At 55.0% G+C, this 16,206-nt stretch carries 13 protein-coding genes and 2 tRNA genes; 11 read left to right on the top strand and 4 right to left on the bottom strand.

What is annotated here, in order from left to right:
- The first annotated feature begins 71 nt into the window (after window positions 1-71).
- Both BGO64_RS20365 and BGO64_RS20360 read left to right on the top strand, forming a co-directional pair.
- Window positions 72-145 (top strand) — tRNA-Gly (locus tag BGO64_RS20365).
- A gap of 94 nt (window positions 146-239) precedes the next feature.
- Window positions 240-314, top strand: a tRNA-Gly gene (locus tag BGO64_RS20360).
- Between the two features lie 147 nt (window positions 315-461).
- Here the strand turns inward: BGO64_RS20360 and arcA are convergent.
- Window positions 462-1,181: a two-component system response regulator ArcA gene (gene arcA / locus BGO64_RS20355; protein ID WP_010673581.1), complete on the bottom strand. Its 720-nt coding sequence runs from the start codon at window positions 1,179-1,181 to the stop codon at window positions 462-464.
- Window positions 1,182-1,566: 385 nt separating this feature from the next.
- Here arcA and BGO64_RS20350 point away from each other — a divergent pair, with 385 nt between their 5' ends.
- Both BGO64_RS20350 and BGO64_RS20345 read left to right on the top strand, forming a co-directional pair.
- Window positions 1,567-1,965 carry a DUF3293 domain-containing protein gene (locus BGO64_RS20350; RefSeq protein WP_286701274.1) on the top strand — a complete coding sequence of 133 codons (399 nt, stop codon included), beginning with the start codon at window positions 1,567-1,569 and terminating at the stop codon, window positions 1,963-1,965.
- A 106-nt stretch (window positions 1,966-2,071) separates the two neighbouring features.
- On the top strand, window positions 2,072-2,551 hold the full coding sequence (locus tag BGO64_RS20345) for a putative 4-hydroxy-4-methyl-2-oxoglutarate aldolase (RefSeq protein ID WP_102949235.1): 480 nt from the start codon (window positions 2,072-2,074) through the stop codon (window positions 2,549-2,551).
- Window positions 2,552-2,554: 3 nt separating this feature from the next.
- Here BGO64_RS20345 and BGO64_RS20340 read toward each other — a convergent pair whose 3' ends face one another.
- Window positions 2,555-3,031 (bottom strand): hypothetical protein, encoded by a 477-nt coding sequence (locus tag BGO64_RS20340; protein WP_286701273.1) that lies wholly within the window; start codon window positions 3,029-3,031, stop codon window positions 2,555-2,557.
- Window positions 3,032-3,197: 166 nt separating this feature from the next.
- Between BGO64_RS20340 and BGO64_RS20335 the strand changes: the two genes are divergently transcribed.
- Window positions 3,198-3,587 (top strand): META domain-containing protein, encoded by a 390-nt coding sequence (locus BGO64_RS20335; protein WP_010673585.1) that lies wholly within the window; start codon window positions 3,198-3,200, stop codon window positions 3,585-3,587.
- A 102-nt stretch (window positions 3,588-3,689) separates the two neighbouring features.
- Here BGO64_RS20335 and aceK read toward each other — a convergent pair whose 3' ends face one another.
- Window positions 3,690-5,417, bottom strand: a complete 1,728-nt coding sequence (aceK, locus tag BGO64_RS20330; protein WP_167825481.1) for a bifunctional isocitrate dehydrogenase kinase/phosphatase — start codon at window positions 5,415-5,417, stop codon at window positions 3,690-3,692.
- 195 nt (window positions 5,418-5,612) lie between these two features.
- On the opposite strand from aceK, the gene BGO64_RS20325 reads away from it, so the two are divergent.
- The 6 genes from BGO64_RS20325 to BGO64_RS20300 all read left to right on the top strand — a co-directional run bounded on the left by BGO64_RS20325 (window position 5,613) and on the right by BGO64_RS20300 (window position 12,600).
- Window positions 5,613-6,320 (top strand): tRNA/rRNA methyltransferase, encoded by a 708-nt coding sequence (locus BGO64_RS20325; RefSeq protein ID WP_039039357.1) that lies wholly within the window; start codon window positions 5,613-5,615, stop codon window positions 6,318-6,320.
- A 259-nt stretch (window positions 6,321-6,579) separates the two neighbouring features.
- On the top strand, window positions 6,580-9,039 hold the full coding sequence (gene thrA / locus BGO64_RS20320; protein WP_104454504.1) for a bifunctional aspartate kinase/homoserine dehydrogenase I: 2,460 nt from the start codon (window positions 6,580-6,582) through the stop codon (window positions 9,037-9,039).
- A gap of 13 nt (window positions 9,040-9,052) precedes the next feature.
- Complete coding sequence (thrB, locus tag BGO64_RS20315) at window positions 9,053-10,033, top strand: homoserine kinase (RefSeq protein ID WP_010673589.1); 981 nt, start codon at window positions 9,053-9,055, stop codon at window positions 10,031-10,033.
- Window positions 10,030-11,304, top strand: coding sequence for a threonine synthase (gene thrC / locus BGO64_RS20310; protein ID WP_049636630.1), 1,275 nt, complete (start codon window positions 10,030-10,032; stop codon window positions 11,302-11,304). The genes thrB and thrC overlap by 4 nt, the downstream gene beginning before the upstream one ends.
- 111 nt (window positions 11,305-11,415) lie before the next feature.
- Window positions 11,416-11,838, top strand: a complete 423-nt coding sequence (locus tag BGO64_RS20305; protein ID WP_286701272.1) for a YybH family protein — start codon at window positions 11,416-11,418, stop codon at window positions 11,836-11,838.
- 495 nt (window positions 11,839-12,333) lie between these two features.
- Window positions 12,334-12,600, top strand: coding sequence for a hypothetical protein (locus BGO64_RS20300; protein WP_042015800.1), 267 nt, complete (start codon window positions 12,334-12,336; stop codon window positions 12,598-12,600).
- Window positions 12,601-13,010: 410 nt separating this feature from the next.
- Here the strand turns inward: BGO64_RS20300 and BGO64_RS20295 are convergent, their stop codons facing one another.
- Window positions 13,011-16,085 (bottom strand): anti-phage protein, encoded by a 3,075-nt coding sequence (locus BGO64_RS20295; RefSeq protein ID WP_139701031.1) that lies wholly within the window; start codon window positions 16,083-16,085, stop codon window positions 13,011-13,013.
- Window positions 16,086-16,206: the final 121 nt, after the last annotated feature.

Genomic DNA, 16,206 nt, shown 5'->3' with positions numbered 1-16,206 from the left:
GATTTATGGCAAAAAATGCGAGGTCGGTGATTGCGCTCGGCGGCAAAATGCATATAGTAGAGGCCACTGACGCGGGTGTAGTTCAATGGTAGAACGGTAGCTTCCCAAGCTGCATACGTGGGTTCGATTCCCATCACCCGCTCCACATTCCAGATAGCGGCACGCGCCGTTGTCCATATCAGCCAGATGGCTGTCTGTCGTGGGGATTCCCCATCACACCAAGCAAGTTTTGATGCCTAGCGGGCATCGTATAATGGCTATTACCTCAGCCTTCCAAGCTGATGATGCGGGTTCGATTCCCGCTGCCCGCTCCAGTCTTCACACAAAAAGCCCACTCCTGCGAGTGGGCTTTTTGTTGTCTGTTTTTTGATGCCGGCGAGAGTGCCAGAGCGGCCAAGCTGAAAGGCGCAGACATGGAAAAGGCGCCACAGGGCGCCTTTTCAACTCGGGAGTGGGGAGGATTACTCCTGCTCCAGCTCGCCGCAGAAGCGATAGCCTTCGCCATGGATGGTGGCGATGATCTCCGGGGTGTCGCCCACGCTCTCGAAGTGCTTGCGAATACGGCGGATGGTCACGTCCACGGTGCGGTCGTGGGGCTTGAGTTCGCGGCCCGTCATCTTCTTGAGCAGCTCGGCACGGGTCTGGATCTGGCCCGGGTTCTCGCAGAAATGCAGCATGGCGCGGAACTCGGAGCGGGGCAGCTTGAACATGTCGCCAGCCGGGCTGACCAGGGCGCGGCTGTTGATGTCCAGGGCCCAGCCATTGAACAGATAACGTTCCACCAGCTTCTTCTCTTCGCCACCGGCGGCCACGTTCATGGTGCGGCTCAGCAGGTTGCGGGCACGGATGGTCAGTTCACGGGGATTGAACGGCTTGGTGATGTAGTCATCTGCGCCGATCTCCAGCCCCAGGATCTTGTCCACTTCGTTGTCGCGACCGGTCAGGAACATCAGGGCGATGTTGTCATCTTCACGCAACTCGCGCGCCAGCAGCAGGCCGTTCTTGCCCGGCAGGTTGATGTCCATGATCACCAGGTTGATGGTGTGGCTGGTCAGGGCCTGGTGCATCTCGTCACCGTTGTTGGCTTCCAGCACGATGTAGCCTTCGGCTTCGAAGATGCTCTTGAGGGTGTTGCGGGTGACCAGCTCGTCTTCGACGATCAGAATATGTGGTGTTTGCATGAGTATTCCCAGATTCTTATCAGTTAATTATCGAAATTTTAACACTCTTTGGCGTTATCCGACCGGTCCTGAAAATTTATTACGTCATCCTGGGTATGAATATCAGGTCGAATCATCGCGAATTTGGTAACTATGTCGGCAAGCATCCCTGTGCCGTACATGGGCTCTCAACAAGTCTGAACAAGAGAAGCCCGGAGAGGTAGTCCATTACAAAAGTTGCTGCATTTTATCAGTTAACAGGCGCATAACAACACTCTTTGCCGTCAGATAGCAACTTTTTAACTCAGCTTTGATATAAGTCAATCCCCGAGTTCGCTGCATCATACTTGGGCTGACCCGCTTTTTCGCCCTTAATAAATGTAATGGGATGTAACATGTGGTTGACATGACTTTGTGGGAAAACTACAGAAAAGTGTGCTTCATCGCCCCCTTTGCGCCCCCCCACTGCCCAGCCTATGCCATTATCACGGCCTGGAACCCGGCCAGCCAGTGGGTGGGGCTGCGTCGCAATGCCCGTCGCCAGCGAGCCCTTGTCCGGCAAGTGGGCGAGTGTCCCGTCATGGGAGAGGTCTGGGGGAGCGATGAGGATGAGCGCTGGCAGGAGGCGTCGCTGTTGTTGCCGCTTTCGCAGCCAGAGGCGATCCGGCTGGCCGCCCGATTTGGCCAGAATGCCCTCTATTGGGTGCGTGAAGGAGAGCTCTGGCTGGTGCCCGTGTTGCTGGAAGGGATGCCCTGTCATCTGGGGACGCTTGCGTCCCGCTGGCGGTTCAGGCTTTCGGGCTGACATGGCCCCCGCCATCCGGACAGGGCACCCGGCCGGTGGATTGTCAGCGCCCCGACATGATGAAAGAATGAGCGGACACATTTCACTCCATGGAAGGATGATGATCATGCTGGACCTGCTGCCCGACCTTTGCGATGAACATGGCGATGCCCTTAGGATCGCTGACCCCCTGTTTCAGGACTATGGTGGCAAGGCGCTGTTTTACGGCGAGGCCGTGACCCTCTCCTGCTTTGAAGACAACAGCCTGGTGCGTGATCTGGTCAATCGTCCCGGCCATGGCAAGGTGATGGTGATCGACGGGGGCGGCTCCCTGCGTCGGGCGCTGCTCGGGGATCAGCTGGCCATCAAGGCGGTGGAGCAGGGGTGGGAGGGGATCCTCATCAATGGTGCCGTGCGGGATGTGGGGACGCTGGCGACCCTGGCGCTGGGGGTCAAGGCCCTGGCCCCCTGCCCGGTCAAGACCGAAAAACGGGGCCTGGGCACGCTGGATGCCGTGGTCTCTTTTGCCGGTGTGACCATAGCGCCCGGCGACTATGTCTACGCCGACCTCAACGGTGTGCTGGTGAGCGGCGCCAGGCTCCTCTGAACCTCAGAAGTTGAAGCCCACTCCCAGAGTGAGAAAGTGTTCCGTACTGAAGGCGCTGAGTCCGTAATTGGCGGTGATGGCCAGGGAAGGGGTCACCAGCAGGCTGCTGTTGAGCTCAACCAGGGTGCTGGCCTTGATCACCTCCAGTTGCTTGAGCTGGCTGCCGATGTTGAGTGACGGGGAGAGGCGATAGCGCACCCCAGAGCTGATATTGAACCCGGCCTGCCCACTTTGGGGGCCGATGGCGGGGCCGGCCTCCATGTAGAGGCTGATGTCATCCTGAAGCGGGTATTGATAGCCGGTATTGATGAGCCAGAGGTCGAAGTTGTCGCCCAGGTGGCTCTGGTTGCCGAGCAATACGCCGGAATAGCTTTTGACGTAGAGCGGGTTGTCCGATTCGGTCTGGAGAAAACTCCAGTCGGCGGCCTGAGCCGAAAAGACGAGGCTGGATGCCATGGCGATGACGAGAGACTTGACCATTCGTTTCCCCTCCCTGGGTCCGAACAGGACTACAAGCATGGCACATGCCAGCGGGGAGTAAAGGGAACCCCGATCACAATAAAAGAGTTTTGATTGACGCTGCAGTCATGGTACACAGGCCCCTCACTCCGTGTCGTTACGACACGCTCCATCACGAGGTGAACTGATGAACAACAAACTGATCCTGCTGGCCGCTCTGGCCCTGGGAGGCTGCGCCATGACTACGGGTTCCACGCTGGCACAATTGCAGGCATCGACCTGGCAACTGCAAGGGGCGAGCGGTGACACCTTCACCCTGCAGGTCGCCGGTGACAAGGTGGCGGGCAAGGGCGGCTGCAACCGCTACTTTGGCGGCATCACAGAGCAGGATGACGGCGTGTTGACGCTGGGCGCCATGGGTTCGACGCGCATGATGTGTGCGGGGGATCTGGCCGGCAAGGAGATGAACTACCTGCAGACCCTGGAGAAGGTGGCGAGCTTCCAGATCAGCGGCAAACAGCTGGTGCTAAAGGATGCCGACAAGGCCACCTTGCTGACCTTTGACGCCGTGAAATAAGCCGGAATCTCGTCAAAGGCTGTCGCAGGCGACCCCTGCGCCAGCGTGCAGAAGAATGTGAAAGGGGGCTCAATGGAGTCCCTTTTTGTGCCTGATGTCGGGTCATCCCCCTCGCTGGAAGCGAAACCGCTTCTTGCGCCGGTAGGGATAGACATCCTCGAACATCCCCTCCTTGATGTTGCTCTGCAGCATCTTCCAGTAGTTGGCGTCGAAGAGCTCCTTGTGCAACTGCATCATGATCTCCCGCACCTGGGGTTTTTGCAGCAGGAAGGTGGCGAACTCCTCCGGGAAGATGTCGTTGGGTGCCACCGAATACCAGGGTTCGGCGCTCCACTCGTCCTCCGGGTAGCGTGGCGGCGGGATCTGGCGGAAGTTGCACTCCGTCATATAGCAGATCTCGTCGTAGTCATAGAAGACCACCCGGCCGTGGCGAGTCACCCCGAAGTTCTTGAACAGCATGTCGCCGGGGAAGATGTTGGCCGCCGCGAGCTGGCGGATGGCGTTGCCGTACTCCTCCAGGGCGAGGCGGGTCTGCTGTTCGTCCGCCTGATCCAGATAGAGGTTCAGGGGGATCATCTTGCGCTCGGTGTAGAGGTGTTTGATCACCAGCTTGTCGGCGGTGAGGGTAAGCGCAGAGGGCGCCACCGCCTTGAGCTCGGTCAACAGCTCCGGCGAGATGCGATCGAGGGGAAACTCGAAGTTGGTGAACTCCTGGGTATCTGCCATGCGGCCCACTCTATCGTGCTGTTTTACCAGCCGGTATTTCTCCTTCACCTGCTCGTGGCTCACCTCCTTGGGCGGGGTGAACTCGTCTTTTATCACCTTGAACACCACATCGTAGGAGGGGAGGGTGAACACGCTCATCACCATCCCCTTGATGCCGGGCGCGATGACGAACTGCTCCCGGCTCTGGGCCAGGTGCTGCTGGTAGTGACGATAGAGCTCGGTCTTGCCGTGTTTCTGGCAGCCGATGGCGTTGTAGATTTCATAGTCCGGCTTGCGGGGCATGATCTGGCGAAGGAAGGCCACAAAGAGCGCCGGCACCGGGGCATAGACCATGAAGTAGGCGCGGGCGAAGCCGAACACGATGGAAGCCAGCTCCGGCTCGAAGATGACGGTGTCCACATAGATGCTCTGACCGGTGCTGAGCAAGGGCAGGATGAAGGGATAGACTTCGCCCTTCACCCGGATGAGCCCCACCAGATAGGCTCCCTTGTTGCGATAGAACACCTCCCTGAGCAGCTCGATGGCGAAGGGCTCCTCGTGCAGGATGGCCGGGCCGCTCTCTGCCAGATGGCGGTGGATATCCATGATGTCCCGCTGCTTGTCTTCGAAAGGGAGGGTGAAGCTGTAATCCCCGAGCAGCTGGCTCAGGGTCTGGGGCAGGTGGGAGAGATCGGTGCGATAGATACGCAGCAAGGATCCCAGGTCAGGCTTGTCGCCCCGGCTCACGAAGGGGTGGATATAAAGGTTTTCGTCGCGGATGTTGCGATGGCGGAAGATGCGGCGATAGACGGAGTTGAAGAAGGACTCCGCCACCTCGAAGTTCTCGCAGCGGGGCAGGAGATCGCTGAAGGCGCCTTTCACCTGCTTGAGCAGGGCCTGGGTCGGCAGCAGCTCCCCCATCATCTGTTTGATCTGCGCCGTGGTGGCGCCGACATGGTGATCATAGAGGCGGATGCGCTCTCGACCGGCGAGCTGCACTCCCAGCCAGTCGCTGTTCTCGAAACGGCTCTTGCTGCCCTGGGTTATCTCGAGAAAGCGGCTGTAAAACGACTCAAAACGTTGCAGGATCGTCTCGGCGACCGCCTGCTCCAATGGCTGCTGCATCTCTCTCTTCCTTGTGATCTGTCGGGCCCATGGCGTCAGTGCCCTGAGGCGGCGGACTCGCGTCCAAGGCCACTATGGCAACATCCAAACATCTGTTCAAGTGGCAATATTTCGGGATAAACGGTAGATTGCGCCCCTGTTTTGCCGACGGTTCGCCGCAGTTCGCGGCGTCGGCCCCATCCTGGAGAGAACCCGATGAAACTCTATTTTGTGCTGGTGTCGCCCGCCCGTGCCGCCAACGTGGGGGCTGCTGCTCGCGCCATGAAGACCATGGGCTTCGATGCCATGCGACTGGTGGGGAGCCGGGTGCACGAAGAGGAGGAGGCGAGCTGGGTTGCCCACGGGGCGCAGGAGATCCTGACGGATGCGCAAGCCTTCGACACCCTGGAAGAGGCCCTGGCGGACATGGATCTGGTGGTCGCCACCACCGCCCGGCAGCGCGGCCGCTACCAGCACTACCTCACCCCGGCGGACATTCGCGACCAGATCCGGGCCAAGCCCTCCCTCGAGAAGGTGGCCATCGTGTTTGGCTGCGAGGAGTCCGGACTCTCCAACGAACAGCTCGCCCAGGTGGATCTCATCAGCTACCTGCCTCTCAAGGTCTCATACCCGTCCCTGAACCTGGGTCAGGCGATCATGCTGTATGCCTATGAGCTGAGTCCGCTGCTCGATGACCAGAAAGTGAGCGACGAGCAGGACGTAGCAGAAAATTTCGAGAGTGCCGGGCAGGTTCGCGTGCTGAAATCAAAAACAGCAGAATTGCTTGGTGAACTCGGAGTTTCGCAGGATGAAAAACTGCATCAATGGGTGATGGACCGAGTGCCCATGCTGCCGCAGCGGGATCTCAATATGCTCCATCTGCTCTGCAAAGACCTTGCCCGCAAGTTTGGCAAGGAGGTTTAGGTTGACAGCCCCTCGCCGGGCGCGGTATTGCTAACAACCAGATTCGTTCAAGAGTGTTCGTCATGCAGCTATTCACCAACGTCATCACCACCACCATTATTACCGGTACCACCACAGGTGGCACTGGGGCCGGTTGATGCGCTGACGAACAAGCACAGAAATCAGAAAAAGGCCCGTACCCACCCAGTACGGGCTTTTTTGTTGGATTGTTTTTAGACCAATTAGCAGATCAATTTGCAGGGAATACAGGGAGATAGCGATGAGAGTGTTGAAATTTGGCGGGTCGTCACTGGCCGACGCAGAGCGTTTCTTGCGGGTTGCCGATATCGCGGTGAATACCCATGGCCAATCCCAGGTGGCCCTGGTGCTGTCGGCACCGGCCAAGGTGACCAATCACCTGGTCGCCCTGGTGGAACAGACCAGTCGCGGCATGGATGCAAGCAGTACCCTGTTCGAGATCAACGGTATCTTCTCCCGTCTGCTGGCCGGCTTGAAGGCCGCCTATCCCGCGCTGGATGACAAGGCGCTGCAGGCCCGTCTCACCGCCGAGCTGGATCAGGTCGAGCGGCTGATGCAGGGTATCCGTCTGCTGGGGCTGTGCCCGGACAACGTCCAGGCCCGCATCCTGAGCCGTGGCGAGAACCTCTCCATCGCCTTCATGCACGAGCTCTTGCGGGTGCGCGGCCTCGAGCTGGATCTCATCGTGCCCGAGCAGTTGCTGGTCACCGATGGCGGCTACCTCGAAGCCCATGTGGACATCGAAGCCTCCCGGGTGCGCTTCGCCGCCAAGGGCCTGCGCTCTGATTGTCTCTACCTGATGCCGGGCTTCACCGGTGGCAGCGACAAGGGCGAGACCGTGCTGCTGGGCCGCAACGGCTCCGACTATTCCGCCGCCGTCTTGGCCGCCTGCGTCGATGCCGAGTGCTGCGAGATCTGGACCGACGTGGAGGGCTGCTACAACTGCGACCCGCGCCTGGTACCGGACGCCTACCTGCTCAAAACCCTCTCCTATAAAGAGGCGATGGAACTCTCCTACTTCGGTGCCAAGGTGCTGCACCCGAAGACCATCGCCCCCGTGGCCCAGTTCCACATCCCCTGCCTCATCAAGAACAGCTTCAACCCTCAGGGTCCGGGTACCCTCATCGGGGTCGATCAGGGGGATGACGATCTGAAGGTGAAGGCCATCTCGGATCTCTCCGGCATGTGCATGTTCAACGTCTCCGGTCCCGGCATGAAGGGCATGGTGGGCATGGCCGGTCGCATCTTCTCCGCCGTCTCCCGCGCCGGGGTCAGCATCGTGCTGATCACCCAGTCGTCCTCCGAGTACAGCGTCAGCTTCTGTATTCACAGCTACGACAGCGACAAGACCCGCAAGGTGCTGGAGCGCGAGTTCGAGCTGGAGTTCAAGAACCAGTTGCTGGACCCGCTCGAGATCATGACCGATCTGGCCATCATCTCCCTCATCGGTGACGGCATGCGTACCTCCAAGGGGATGGCGGCGCGCTTCTTCACCTCCCTGGCCCAGGCCTCCATCAACATCGTCGCCATCGCACAAGGGTCGAGCGAGCGCTCCATCTCCGCAGTCGTGCGCTCCGGCAAGGTGGCGGAAGCCATCAAGGCGTGCCACCAGAACTTCTTTGGCAGCCAGCAGTTCATCGATCTCTTCGTGGTCGGGGTGGGCGGCGTCGGTGCAGCCCTGGTGGATCAGATTGCCCGCCAGCAGCCGGTACTGGCCGAGCAGGGCACCGGCCTGCGAGTAGTGGGCATCGCCAACAGCCGCCAGATGGCGGTCAACAAGGATGGTCTGGCCCTCGCCAACTGGCGTGAACAGCTGGTGGAAGCACAAGGCAGTTTCAGCCTGGAGGCGGTGAAGAAGCTGGTGGAAGAGAGCCACCTCATCAACCCGGTGATCGTGGATTGCACCTCCAGCGAGGCCGTGGCCGTCCAGTACGCCGACTTCCTCGGGGCAGGTTTCCACGTGGTCACCCCGAACAAGAAGGCCAACACCGGGTCGCTCGATTACTACAAGGCGCTGCGTCGCACCGCTCGCCAGACCCGTCGCAAGTTCCTGTACGAGACCAACGTGGGCGCGGGCCTGCCGGTCATCGAGAACCTGCAAAACCTCATCAAGGCCGGTGACAAGCTGCGCGCCTTCGACGGCATCCTGTCCGGGTCGCTCTCCTTCATCTTCGGCAAGCTGGATGAGGGGATGGCCTTCTCTGAGGCTACCCAAATCGCCCGCGGCAACGGCTTCACCGAGCCGGATCCCCGCGATGACCTGAACGGCATGGACGTGGCTCGCAAGCTCCTGATCCTGGCCCGCGAGGCCGGCATGGCGCTGGAGCTCTCCGATGTGGAGGTGGAGCAGGCACTGCCGCCGGGCTTTGACGTGAGCGGCGACGTGGAAGCCTTCATGGCCCGCCTGCCCGAGGCCGACGGCTGGTTCCGCGACCAGTTCGCGGCGGCCCAGCGTGAAGGCAAGGTGCTGCGTTACGTCGGCTCCATCGAGGGTGGCAAGTGCAAGGTGGCCATCAAGGCGGTGGGTGGCGACGAGCCCCTGTTCAAGGTAAAAGACGGGGAGAACGCGCTTGCCTTCTTCTCCACCTATTACCAGCCCATCCCCCTGGTACTGCGCGGCTATGGCGCAGGGACCGAAGTGACCGCCGCCGGTGTCTTCGCCGATGTGCTGCGCACCCAGAACTGGAAGCAGGAGCTGTAACATGAGTTCAGAGATGAACCCGAATGTAGAAATCGGCGGCAGCGTGGTGGCCTATGCCCCGGCCTCCAGCGCCAACCTGAGTGTGGGCTTTGACGTCCTGGGGGCGGCGCTCGCCCCCGTGGATGGCTCCCTGCTGGGTGACCGCGTCCAGGTCAAATCGGCAGAGGTGCCTTTCGCTCTCTCTTCCGTGGGCCGTTACGCCCACAAGTTGCCGGACGACCCGAAAAAGAACATCCTCCACGACTGCTGGGTCGCCTATGGCGAGGCGCTTGAGAAGCGCGGCCTTGGTCTCAAGCCGCTGGAAATGGTGCTGGAGAAGAACCTGCCGGTGGGCTCGGGCCTGGGATCGAGCGCCTGCAGCGTGGTGGCGGCGCTGGAAGGGCTCAACGCCTTCCACGGTGCGCCCCTGAATGAACACGACCTGCTGCTGTTGATGGGGGAGATGGAAGGGAAGATCTCCGGCTCCGTCCATTACGACAACGTGGCGCCCTGTTATCTGGGCGGCATGCAGCTGGTGCTGGAGGAGGGGGGCGTCATCAGCCAGGGCATCCCGGTGTTTGACGAGTGGTACTGGGTGGTCTGCTACCCGGGCACCGTGGTCTCCACCGCCGCCGCCCGCGCCATCCTGCCAGCCCAGTATCGCCGCCAGGACTGCCTCACCTATGGCCGCCGGCTTGCCGCCTTCGTGCATGCCAGCTACAGCCGCCAGGAAGGGCTGGCCGCCAGCGTCCTGAAAGACGTGATCGCCGAGCCTTATCGCGCGGCCCTGATTGAAGGCTTCAACGAGGTGCGGGCCCAGGGGGCCCAGAACGGGGCGCTCGCCACCGGCATCTCGGGGTCCGGTCCCACCGTGTTCGTGGTGATGAAGGATCTGGCCCAGGCCGAACGCATGAAAGAGTGGATGGAAGCGCACTTCGTGCGCAATGAAGATGGATTTGCCCGGGTCTGCAAACTGGACATGGCCGGGGCACGGGTAACAGGAAGCGAGCTATGAATCTTTACAACATCAAGGACAAGAGTGAACAGGTGAGCTTCGCGCAGGCGGTGCGTCAGGGTCTGGGCCGAGAGCAGGGGCTCTTCTTCCCAGAGACCCTGGAGCCGCTGGCCGACGTGGATGCCCTGCTGGATCTGCCGCTGGCCGAGCGCTCGGCCCGCATCCTGAGCCACCTGCTGGGTGACGAAGTACCGGCTGCCAAGGTGAGCGAGCTTATCGACGCTGCTTTCACCTTCCCGGCGCCCCTGGTGAAGCTGAAAGACGGCACCTATGCCCTCGAGCTGTTCCACGGCCCGACCCTGGCGTTCAAGGATTTCGGCGGCCGCTTCATGGCCCAGTGTCTGGCTGCGTTCAGAACCAATGACAAGATCACCATCCTCACCGCCACCTCCGGCGACACCGGCGCCGCCGTGGCCCACGCCTTCTACGGCCTGGAGGGGATTGAAGTGGTGATCCTCTACCCCAAGGGCAAGATAAGCCCCTTGCAGGAGGCGCTCTTCTGCACCCTCGGCGGCAACATCCGCACCCTCGCCATCGACGGCGACTTCGATGCCTGTCAGGCGCTGGTCAAGGATGCCTTCGACGATGAAGGGCTCAAGACCGCCATCGGCCTCAACTCCGCCAACTCCATCAACATCAGCCGCCTGCTGGCCCAGGTTTGCTACTACTTCGAAGCCGTGGCCCAGTTGCCGAAAGCTGATCGCGCCAAGGCGGTCATCAGCGTGCCGTCCGGCAACTTCGGCAACCTCACCGCGGGTCTCATCGCCAAGGCGCTGGGGCTGCCGGTGAAGCGCTTTATCGCCGCCACCAACGCCAACGACACCGTGCCGCGCTACCTGAAAACCGGCCAGTGGGAGCCGCACCAGACGGTCGCGACCCTGTCGAACGCCATGGACGTGAGCCGCCCCAACAACTGGCCGCGGGTGGAAGAGCTGTGCCGTCGCAAGGGCTGGGCGCTGGAAACCTTGGGCTCAGGGATGCGTGACGATGCCCAGACCCGGGATGCACTCAAACGCCTGCATCAGCTGGATTACCTGTGCGAGCCCCACGGGGCGATTGCCTGGGATCTGCTGAACGAGCAGCTTGGGCAAGACGAGGTCGGTGTGTTCCTCTGCACCGCCCATCCGGCCAAGTTCAAGGAGTCGGTGGACGAGATCCTGAATCTGGATGTGCCGCTGCCGGGCCCGCTCGCCAAGCACGCCGCGCTGCCGCTCCTGTCCCACGATCTGCCCGCTGACTTTGGCCGCCTCAAGGCCTTCCTGCTCGGTTAAGCCGTCATGAGACGCTGACGATCCCCCGCTTTTTCGCGAAAGCGGGGGATTTTTTATGTCCGGTATAGGGCGGGTAGCCCGCCCTGATCCCCCTGAAACAAGGAGCACGGCATGAGCCCGCATCCCCTTCGCACCCTGATCGAGACCTGTGACGCAGCCATCTCCCGGGGCGACTTCGACGCCCTGATGACCTTCTATGCCGAGGACGCCGCCCTGGTGGTCAAACCCGGCATGGTGGTGCGTGGCATTCCCGCCATCCGCCGCGCCTTCACGGCCATCTCCGATTACTTTGACGGTCAGCTTGAGGTGACCCAGGGTGCCATGGAGGTGATCGAGGGGGCCGACAATGCCCTGGTGATCATGGAGACCCGGCTGCGCTACCCGGACGGGGAGGGGTGGATCGACGAGACCCGGCGCGCCACCTATGTGTTTCGCAAAGAGCCCGGCGGGCAGTGGCGCTGCACGGTGGACAACTCCTACGGCACCACGCTGCTGGGGGCGCAGCAGCCCGGCGATCGGCCTGCAACCGACTAGCGCAGTCACACTGACTCGGTGCAGCCAGAGTGCGTGTATAGCGTGCGTAATCAAGGCTCACCATCAAGGCCGTGCAGCCAGACCGGTTAGTCAGATTGAGTAGCCAGATTGAATAGCAAGAGCCAAGCCATTCAGGCCGGGGAACCCGAGCCGCACGCAGGGCGCCGCTCTGCCTGGGAGGGGCATCACAGCGCAGCCCACGGCGCAACTCCCCGTTTTGGTTGTGCCTCACAACCTGCTGGCAGAAAGTGTGCTGGCAGTGATTGCTGCGACGTTTTTACGAATCTGGTTTGCACTCTCGTTGTTATGTTCGCCCCTGGCAGCACAACCCTGTCTGTGGGTCATTTCCGGCCCCCCGTGGCCCGTTGACCCGGTCTGCCGTGGCTGCTAATCAGGGGACTGCTTGACACCCTTCATGGACGAGCAGAGCCGCAGATGCCTCGACGGCGCGGCTTATCGACAACAACAACACCACAGTGCAGGGAGCAAACCATCATGTGGCCGTACCGAAAAATAGTGACCCAGTCCCTCAAGACCCCCCTGATGATCGCCAGGATCATCTTTTACTTCGCCCTGATATTACTGTTGCCGCTGCCTTTTATGGTGTCTGCAGACACCGTCCTGGCAGAAATCGGGCGCACTTATTACGCCCTGTTCTCATTGCCCATCGCCATGGTGCTGATGCTGATATCGAGCCTGATGGCCATCCTCATTGCCATGGTGGAGTCGCGCAACCAGCAGCCACCCCAAGGGCGGTGGTAAGAAGGTCCCTGCCTTTCAAGCAATCCAATAAAAAACCATCCCGGACGGGATGGTTTTTGGACTTCCAAATTGGGACTCCCACCTTTTTGCCAGCAATTCGCCCGGCACTGTGGTCAGCGGCGATGCCATCAGCCACCTTGTTAATCCGATAGATCCCGTTTTACTCCCTTGGCATTTGTTTGGTGTCAGGCATTGCCATGTCTGAACACGCGACCCCACCGGGTAAATGTCGCTGGTGTACAAGATATTTATCGGGTTCCAGGAAGATCAGTGTGTGATGAGAGATATAGCCAGCCAGGTAACGGCTGGCTCAAAAAGGTAGGGATCCTAGATTACAGGTTAAACAAGACACCGGTTGAGGCCGGTGTCAGGTGATAACTAGAACTGTACAAATAGACCGGTATAAATAGTTATTGTAATTTATCGTAACCGATCATTTTTGAAACTTTCCCATAGTTTACCCCAGCAATATGACAAATTTGCTGAGAGTCTTTCTCTGTCCTTTCAAACATGTATAAGTAATTTACTACAATGGATTTCATCAATCTATCGCTGAGATGGTTTTTATCCATGTCATTAATTAATCGTTTGATTTGATCTACAGGTATTGCATTGCCTAACTCAAGCATGGTTGATAGTTTTATGAGTTTACCTGCATTAGATTTCATGTCATCACATACATTATCAATTACTTGTTGCAAATTAACACTACCTATAGAAGATGATATCTTTGTAATAAAGAAAAATGATAGGCTTACTATCATTTCGAACAATAGTCGTCTAGCAACCTCTTTTATTTTACTGTTAGTTACTGCATCCAGCTTCCCTTGGAATTTTTCTTTTAATTTTTTTTCTATGATATCTATAGCATGTTCTGATGAGTTGTCTATAAGAGAAAAGAAATATTCCAGAGATCTAAGGGGGGCCTGTATAGCCTCTTCTAGTAATTTTTGTTTCTGATGTACTTTTAAAGACCCATAATAATTTCTTGATAATTGACCAAGGATTTCTAAAGACTTAAAGGTAAGATTCATATCTTTTAAGAAATCATTTGCAACATCTTCTTCTTTTGCCTTAACAAAGGACGAGTCATCGTCTTCATCATTCAGTAATGAGTCAAAATCTTTTTCATTTCCCTCTTCCACCTCATCTTTTTTAGATTCAATTTTTCTTCTGTAATCGAATCTATTTTGATTTTGAAATGTTACAGGGAAATCAGGCATTTTGTCTATAATGGCATTAATAAAATCAGTATCAACATCAAGCTTGGCTGGTTCCAATTTATTGAAGAATTTTTTTGTATGACTTACCACCTTATCTAATATTGAATCATCCCTAGAATGATGAGTGAGGAATGTCAGAATACTCATGCTTCTACGACGACTTAATGTTGAAATAAGAGAATCAATTATTTGAACAGTGTCTTCGTTTCTTATTGTGTCAGATAAGTACTTTGCAATAAAGAAGTAGTATACATAAGGGTACTTGAACTTATAATATCTACCATCTTTTTGCTCTAATATTTTAGCTTTGACAAGTTGTTTAAATCGTCCTTCAAAATCGATTCTTACACCATACTCGCGGCATAGTTTGTTGTTAAAGTCCCATAAATTATCACTAGATTCTTCTTTTATATTATTAGTAAAGTAGTAATACGATAGTTCTTTTACATAGTTGAAAAATGCATCTAGCTCTTCTTTTTTTACTGAGGCATTCCCAAGATTTTGAGTTATTAAGTATTCATAGTAATACCCGTAAGTATTTGCGCTTACATCAAGAGCATTTCCATTTTCCATTGATTGGAGTAATGTTAATAAAAAGAATGGGGTAGAGGGAATGTAGTTTTTCCCTAATACCTTAGTGATAGTTTTTACTGCATGATCATTTTTATATAAGAGGCGCCCACTTTCATTGTTGCACTCTTCCTTAAGTGAGTTCCATTTATTTACAAGTTCGTATCTAAGTCTGTGACCTAATTTTAGTATTTCATATTTTTCAAAGCCATCATCAAAATAACTCTCACCTAAAAGTTCACTTCCACCAAAGTCAAAAGTGTCACTTACAGTGATTATTATCTTGTCAAAAATGCTATATGACTTCTCTAAAAAAACATTTATAGACTTTCTATCACCCTTAATTAACTCGAAACCATCCAGTAATAAAACCTTATATGTAGTTGTTGTCACAAATTCTGTGAGTGTAAGGTTTGAGTATTGCTTTGATATTTGCTTTAATATTATTTTATCATAATCAACACCCCCACTTCTAATAGATGCCCCCTCAACTAAAAGTGGCAAAAATGTTTTTCCTATTGAGTCTATGAAAAATTTCTTCAATAGCGTTGACTTTCCACAGTATTCATCCCCTATAAGAAGTATTTTTTTACTATCAAGGCTAAGGATTTTTTCTGAAGACATTTTTTTCATTTGTAATTTATCTTCATCCCGAAGAAATTTTATGGTGGGATAGACAAAAACATCGTTTAGATCAATAGTGTCCTTATCGGGATGCAAATATGTAACTCCGATATCTAGGAGACTCTTATAAAAATCGTAGTTTACATGATGACTATTTGTTGAGATGGAGCATTTTCTCATCACATCGCTTTTATTTAATGTTTCTTGATGCAAGAAATCATTATTTCTCCATAGATAGCTTTTTATATCTATATCGTTTTCATGAATTTCAATAGTGATAAAGCCATTCTCTTGTATCGAAGGATCATCAAAAGGAATAGCTTCGATCATTAAACATGATGCTGTCTCTCCAATTATTTTAAAACTATCGCCTAGATGTTCGTGACCCGTTAATATGATCGAATAATCTTCCCGCAGCCTATTTCTTATCTCTTTTTGGTTGTTTACTTCTAGCCATGATAAAGGGTGGTGGAAGAAAATTAAATTTCTCTCGTTTTTCTTAACATCAGGAAGGTATTTTTCCGGAAACGTTATATCACCGCCACACTCTTTTATTTGAGAGCACCATGCTGTATTCAAAGTAGATATGAATATCTTTCCTTTATCGTCATCTAGTTCATACGTCTTGGATAATGGAGTATGTAAGATTGGTTGAATAGCAGAAAAATTACTCTCAAACTTATAGTAGGCATTCATTCCTGATGTCGCGACTTTGATAGTTTCTTCATCATGCAAAGAAGGATCAATTTTTAGTATTTGATTCCTTAAAATCGTAGATGTGTAGCTGGAAAAATCATGGTCATGATTACCTGGACACATGATTAAATCATATGATGTCGCAAGCTCTTCAAAAGCTTTATCTAAAAGATGATATTCGTCTATCCTGCCACTAAATGCAATGTCACCGGAAACTAGTATTATAATTTTACTGTAATTACCTACCTTCTTGATTGCATTTAGGTTTAATATAAATTTTTCTAGCTTGTGATTGATTTCGTTCTTATTTGATTCTTTTATATGAATATCACTTAAATTAACAAAAAGAGTCTTATTTGAGAGAGTGTCCATAATTTACATCCATGTGATAAATGTATTTCAAAATTATCTTTGATCGAAAAGGTTCATATAAGGGTAAGGCTCACGCTACCGCCCCTGGATTACAGCTTCCAATGCGCTCCATTAACCAGCG

Origin of the sequence: Aeromonas sp. 62-46, assembly GCF_001898585.1 — a bacterium.
Lineage (GTDB): Bacteria > Pseudomonadota > Gammaproteobacteria > Enterobacterales > Aeromonadaceae > Aeromonas > Aeromonas caviae.
This window is presented reverse-complemented; position numbering and strand designations above follow the sequence as displayed.

Bases quoted from the DNA above. Each gene is read 5' to 3' on its own strand.
- arcA (WP_010673581.1), bottom strand. From the start codon at position 1,181: ATGCAAACACCACATATTCTGATCGTCGAAGACGAGCTGGTCACCCGC.
- BGO64_RS20350 (WP_286701274.1), top strand. From the start codon at position 1,567: ATGACTTTGTGGGAAAACTACAGAAAAGTGTGCTTCATCGCCCCCTTT.
- BGO64_RS20345 (WP_102949235.1), top strand. From the start codon at position 2,072: ATGCTGGACCTGCTGCCCGACCTTTGCGATGAACATGGCGATGCCCTT.
- BGO64_RS20340 (WP_286701273.1), bottom strand. From the start codon at position 3,031: ATGGTCAAGTCTCTCGTCATCGCCATGGCATCCAGCCTCGTCTTTTCG.
- BGO64_RS20335 (WP_010673585.1), top strand. From the start codon at position 3,198: ATGAACAACAAACTGATCCTGCTGGCCGCTCTGGCCCTGGGAGGCTGC.
- aceK (WP_167825481.1), bottom strand. From the start codon at position 5,417: ATGCAGCAGCCATTGGAGCAGGCGGTCGCCGAGACGATCCTGCAACGT.
- BGO64_RS20325 (WP_039039357.1), top strand. From the start codon at position 5,613: ATGAAACTCTATTTTGTGCTGGTGTCGCCCGCCCGTGCCGCCAACGTG.
- thrA (WP_104454504.1), top strand. From the start codon at position 6,580: ATGAGAGTGTTGAAATTTGGCGGGTCGTCACTGGCCGACGCAGAGCGT.
- thrB (WP_010673589.1), top strand. From the start codon at position 9,053: ATGAACCCGAATGTAGAAATCGGCGGCAGCGTGGTGGCCTATGCCCCG.
- thrC (WP_049636630.1), top strand. From the start codon at position 10,030: ATGAATCTTTACAACATCAAGGACAAGAGTGAACAGGTGAGCTTCGCG.
- BGO64_RS20305 (WP_286701272.1), top strand. From the start codon at position 11,416: ATGAGCCCGCATCCCCTTCGCACCCTGATCGAGACCTGTGACGCAGCC.
- BGO64_RS20300 (WP_042015800.1), top strand. From the start codon at position 12,334: ATGTGGCCGTACCGAAAAATAGTGACCCAGTCCCTCAAGACCCCCCTG.
- BGO64_RS20295 (WP_139701031.1), bottom strand. From the start codon at position 16,085: ATGGACACTCTCTCAAATAAGACTCTTTTTGTTAATTTAAGTGATATT.